Annotated in this window: 5 protein-coding genes; 3 read left to right on the top strand and 2 right to left on the bottom strand. The window is 63.7% G+C overall.

Going from position 1 to position 3,842, the window contains the following annotated elements; all coding sequences use genetic code 11:
• Positions 1 to 151: 151 nt before the first annotated feature.
• Both OXU43_04220 and OXU43_04215 read right to left on the bottom strand, forming a co-directional pair.
• On the bottom strand, positions 152 to 817 hold the full coding sequence (locus OXU43_04220) for a hypothetical protein (protein MDD9824361.1): 666 nt from the start codon (positions 815 to 817) through the stop codon (positions 152 to 154).
• A 100-nt stretch (positions 818 to 917) separates the two neighbouring features.
• A complete protein-coding gene (locus OXU43_04215) occupies positions 918 to 1,112 on the bottom strand; it encodes a hypothetical protein (GenBank protein MDD9824360.1) in 195 nt (64 codons plus the stop codon).
• A 153-nt stretch (positions 1,113 to 1,265) separates the two neighbouring features.
• On the opposite strand from OXU43_04215, the gene argC reads away from it, so the two are divergent.
• The 3 genes from argC to OXU43_04200 all read left to right on the top strand — a co-directional run bounded on the left by argC (position 1,266) and on the right by OXU43_04200 (position 3,704).
• Positions 1,266 to 2,390 (top strand): N-acetyl-gamma-glutamyl-phosphate reductase, encoded by a 1,125-nt coding sequence (argC, locus tag OXU43_04210; protein MDD9824359.1) that lies wholly within the window; start codon positions 1,266 to 1,268, stop codon positions 2,388 to 2,390.
• Positions 2,391 to 2,511: 121 nt separating this feature from the next.
• Complete coding sequence (locus OXU43_04205; GenBank protein MDD9824358.1) at positions 2,512 to 3,258, top strand: hypothetical protein; 747 nt, start codon at positions 2,512 to 2,514, stop codon at positions 3,256 to 3,258.
• 11 nt (positions 3,259 to 3,269) lie between these two features.
• Positions 3,270 to 3,704 carry a polymer-forming cytoskeletal protein gene (locus OXU43_04200; protein MDD9824357.1) on the top strand — a complete coding sequence of 145 codons (435 nt, stop codon included), beginning with the start codon at positions 3,270 to 3,272 and terminating at the stop codon, positions 3,702 to 3,704.
• Positions 3,705 to 3,842: the final 138 nt, after the last annotated feature.

The following is a 3,842-nucleotide window of genomic DNA, read 5'->3' as shown; positions in this document are numbered from 1 at the left end:
CCCGTCGTCATGGTAAGGCACGGCCCCGGAAGCGGCAACCGCTTTGTACTGCTGTCTTGTAACCGTTTTGAGAAAGCGCTTTTTTCGATAAATATGGCGACGTAGATGCCATGCCTGCCCCGCCCCGTCGCATAGACGCCGTGCGGTTCTTCTACTCCTGGCAGGCGCATTCGAGTTGCTTGCGGCAGGTTTTCGACCGAGAAATACAGGAATTCCCGCACGCTTTGCCTGTTCTGCACACCGTGCAACAGGAGTCTTTCGGGGCTGGCGCGGCCTGCGGCGGGCAACCTTCTGGGGCGATAGGCAGTTGCACTTCCTCCGACCCCAATAACTCCTGGAGCTTGTCCGCCTCTTCCTGGTCGGCCGTCAGGCCCCAGTGCCGCTTGATGCGTACCCAGTTGCGTGCATACTCGGCATGGGAAGCTTTGTAGGGCGGTAGCCACTCTGCCGGGTCTTTGTCATTCTTCTCCCCTCTATTGACTTTCGTGGCGACGGCGACGAGATGTTCGGGATCGGACAGGTCGTTCGCGTATGCGCGCCGCTTCGCGGCGCCCCATGCGTACCCGCCGGAATCGTGCGCCTCCTTCAGGGGCACCCGGTGATCGATATCGATCTCTCCCGGTGAATTATGTATTCTGTTTGTGTATGGGTCGCGCCAGCGACCGGAATTGACCTTGCGACCGTCGGCAGACAGCCCTGCGGGAACGAGAGATTCTTCCGCCAGGACTTTTAGGCGCGTTTTCTTTTCTATTCTCCAGGTTTCGCGGTCGTAGGCAGGGCAGATATCAGCCGCGAAGGCAAACGGCGCGATGGCCAAAAGCGCCAGGGCGACGGCGCACCGGCCCTTCGCGCCCTTTGATTCTCTTCCGTGCCTTCTTTGACCGATCCATGGTCTTCCATTTGCGGGGGGGCGTCCGCTACAGTCTCGGCGCAGCCGTTCCGCCCTCTGGCAGCACGGGCCGCTCCATCAGCCCTTCCATGACGCCGGCGGCCAACAGCCGCGGCATCCCCCGCTCGGAACTACGCGACAGCAGCGATTCGACAATGGCCGAAGCCCAGCGCGCCGCCCGCCGATTGTGCAGGCGAAGTGTCTCTGGGTCTAACGATCGCACGTGCGCTGCCGCGTCCATGACCGGATTTTACCCTGCCGCCGAACGTTCCGCACAACCGTACGGAGACGGCCAAGTGCCGCCGCCGTTTTTTGTCCGCGGGCAAGGTGTTAAACTTCGCAGGCTATAATTTGCTTGCGGCGGGAGAATTACGCGATGTTGAAGGGGCAGGAAGCGAGGCGCCTCGAAAATGAGGAGACGGCGGCCGTGCCGCGGACGGCGCGGCGGACCGCCGCGACCCAGGTAGGCATTGTCGGCGCGTCCGGTTATACCGGCAGGGAATTGTTGCGGCTGTTGTTGCAGCACCCGCGGGCGCAGGTGCGGGTTGCCGCCTCCCGCTCCGGGCAGGGGCGGCCCGTGGCCGCGACCCTGCCCCATCTGTCGCCGCCGCAAGACCTGGTCTTCTCCGCCCTGGAAGATGCGCGCCTGGGGGAATGCGACGCGGTTTTCTTCGCCACCCCGCAAGCGACTGCCATGCACTTGGCGCCGGGATTGCTGGAGCGGGGCGCGCGCGTGATCGATCTGTCCGCCGATTTTCGCTTGTCCTCGCCGCGGCAGTGGCAGCGGTGGTATGCCGCGGAAGGCGAACGACATGCCTGCCCGGAGCGGCTTGCCGAGGCGGTGTACGGCCTGCCGGAATGGCCTCGCGGGCATCGCGAGCGCATTGCGCGAGCCGCTCTGGTGGCCAACCCCGGCTGCTACCCGACCGCTGTTCTCCTGGCGCTGGCGCCGCTCCTGGAACAGGGGGCGGTGTCGCCCCGGCGGCTGATCGTGGATGCCAAATCCGGGGTGAGCGGCGCGGGGCGCCGGACGGAGGATGCGCGCCTGCTGTATGCCGAGGCGGCCGAATCCATGCAGGCGTACTCGCTGGACGGCCATCGTCACCTGCCGGAGATTCGGCAGGCGCTGGAGGCTGCGGCGCAGGAGCCGGTGTCCGTGGTTTTCGTTCCTCACTTGTCGCCCATGCGGCGCGGCATCCTGGCGACCATCTATGCCGAGATCGCGAAACCGGATACGGATTTCCAGGCCCTGCTGGAGGAGCGATATGCGGCGGAGCCCTTCGTGGAAGTGTTGCCGCCCGGGGGCAGCCCTTCCACGGGCTCGACCTGGGGCAGCAACACTTGCCGTATTGCCGTGCACCGGCATGAGGATCGCCTGGTGCTGCTGTCGGCGATAGACAACCTGGTCAAAGGCGCCGCCGGCCAGGCCGTGCAGAATATGAATCTCATGTTCGGTCATGCCGAAACCGACGGGCTGAATCGGGCGGCCCTTTGCCCGTAGTCCCTGAGGCGGGGGAGGCAGGCATGGCTTTGGGGACGCGCAATCCGGAGGCGGACGCCCGGCGACCGGGGAGCGCCGCCGGTTTTGGCGACGGCAAGAGACGGCAAGCGACGGCAACGGCATGAGCGCGCAACAGGATTACCTGATCCGAAAACGCCGCTCGCCTTACGGCTGGCTGGGCTACCTGCTGCTGCTGGCGGTCTCCGCCTGGGGGGGGTGGTTTTTTTGCAGCAAGGGCGAATCGGTGTTGCTGAAAGAGGCGATCAACTACCACGAGCAATTTCGCAGCATGTCCGAGTCGTACCGGCTGCTGCAGGAGGAGAACACCTGGTTGAAGGAGGCCAACGAGGGGGCGCGGGAATCGCTCGCCGAGTTCGAGGAGGCGCGCAAACTGGACCGGCAAGCCACCATAGCGCTGAAGGAAGACATCAAAGATTTGCAGGACACCGTGTTTCGCATCAAGGGAGAATTGCAATTCTACGAGAGCCTGCTGGACTCCGCTCATCAATCGTCCGGGCTCAGGGTGCAGGGGCTGTACGTGCATTCCGCGTCCGGGACGAACGCCAACCGGTACCGCTACAAGGTAGTCCTGATGCACCTGACCAAGCAGGGGAAACCGATCAGCGGCCGGATGAAGATGGTGGTCAAGGGGGTTGCGAACGGCGACAGCCAATCGCTGGCGCTGCAGCGACTGGTGGCCGGAGACGTGCCGGACTTCTCTTTCAATTTTAAGCACTTCAAAGTATTCGAAGGGTATTTGGAGTTGCCCGAGAATTTCCTTCCGCGGGAAGCGTTGGTCATGTTGGAAAGCGTGGACGGCAAGCGCAAGCTGGTGGAGGAGACATTCAACTGGCCCGAAACGACGTGAGGTAAGGAACCATGTGGGGAAAAAAGAAGCGCAGGACCGAAAAAGTGGACAGCCTGATCGGCCAGCACACCACGATCCAGGGGAACATCAATTTTACCGGCGGTCTGCACGTGGACGGCACCGTCAAGGGGAATGTCGCCTCGGACAGCGGAGCGGGAGACGGCTCTTCCCTCTCCATCAGCAATCACGGCACCGTAGAAGGGGACATCCGGGTGCCTTTCGCGGAAATCAACGGGGTAGTGCTCGGGAATGTGCACGCCACCGATCATATTTCGCTTGCCGCCGGCGCCCGGATCACGGGCAATATCCACTACAGCATGATGGAGGTGGCCGTCGGCGCGCAAGTGAACGGCAAGCTGTTGCGTATGCGCGAGGAGGAGGAAGTCTCCGGGCTTGAATCGCAGGGCAAAGAACTCCCATTCGAGTCGGAGGCCGAGGAAAACTAGGCCGTCCCGGCCCGCGGCCGCGTCTTCCGGTCGTTCGGCGGGCCTTCGCGTCATGCGCGGCGGCGCGCCGCGCTCTGCTGACCGCTCTTTTGGCATTGGCGCAAGCGGCGTTGCCGTTCCGCTCCCGCATGGGGCGCG

It is taken from the genome of Gammaproteobacteria bacterium (genome assembly GCA_028817255.1).
Classification (GTDB): Bacteria; Pseudomonadota; Gammaproteobacteria; order Porifericomitales; family Porifericomitaceae; genus Porifericomes; species Porifericomes azotivorans.
Note: the sequence above shows the minus strand (reverse complement) of the source record. Positions and strands in the feature narration are given on the sequence as shown.

Coding starts and splice junctions, on each gene's coding strand:
- argC (MDD9824359.1), top strand. CDS start 1,266: ATGTTGAAGGGGCAGGAAGCGAGGCGCCTCGAAAATGAGGAGACGGCG.
- OXU43_04205 (MDD9824358.1), top strand. CDS start 2,512: ATGAGCGCGCAACAGGATTACCTGATCCGAAAACGCCGCTCGCCTTAC.
- OXU43_04200 (MDD9824357.1), top strand. CDS start 3,270: ATGTGGGGAAAAAAGAAGCGCAGGACCGAAAAAGTGGACAGCCTGATC.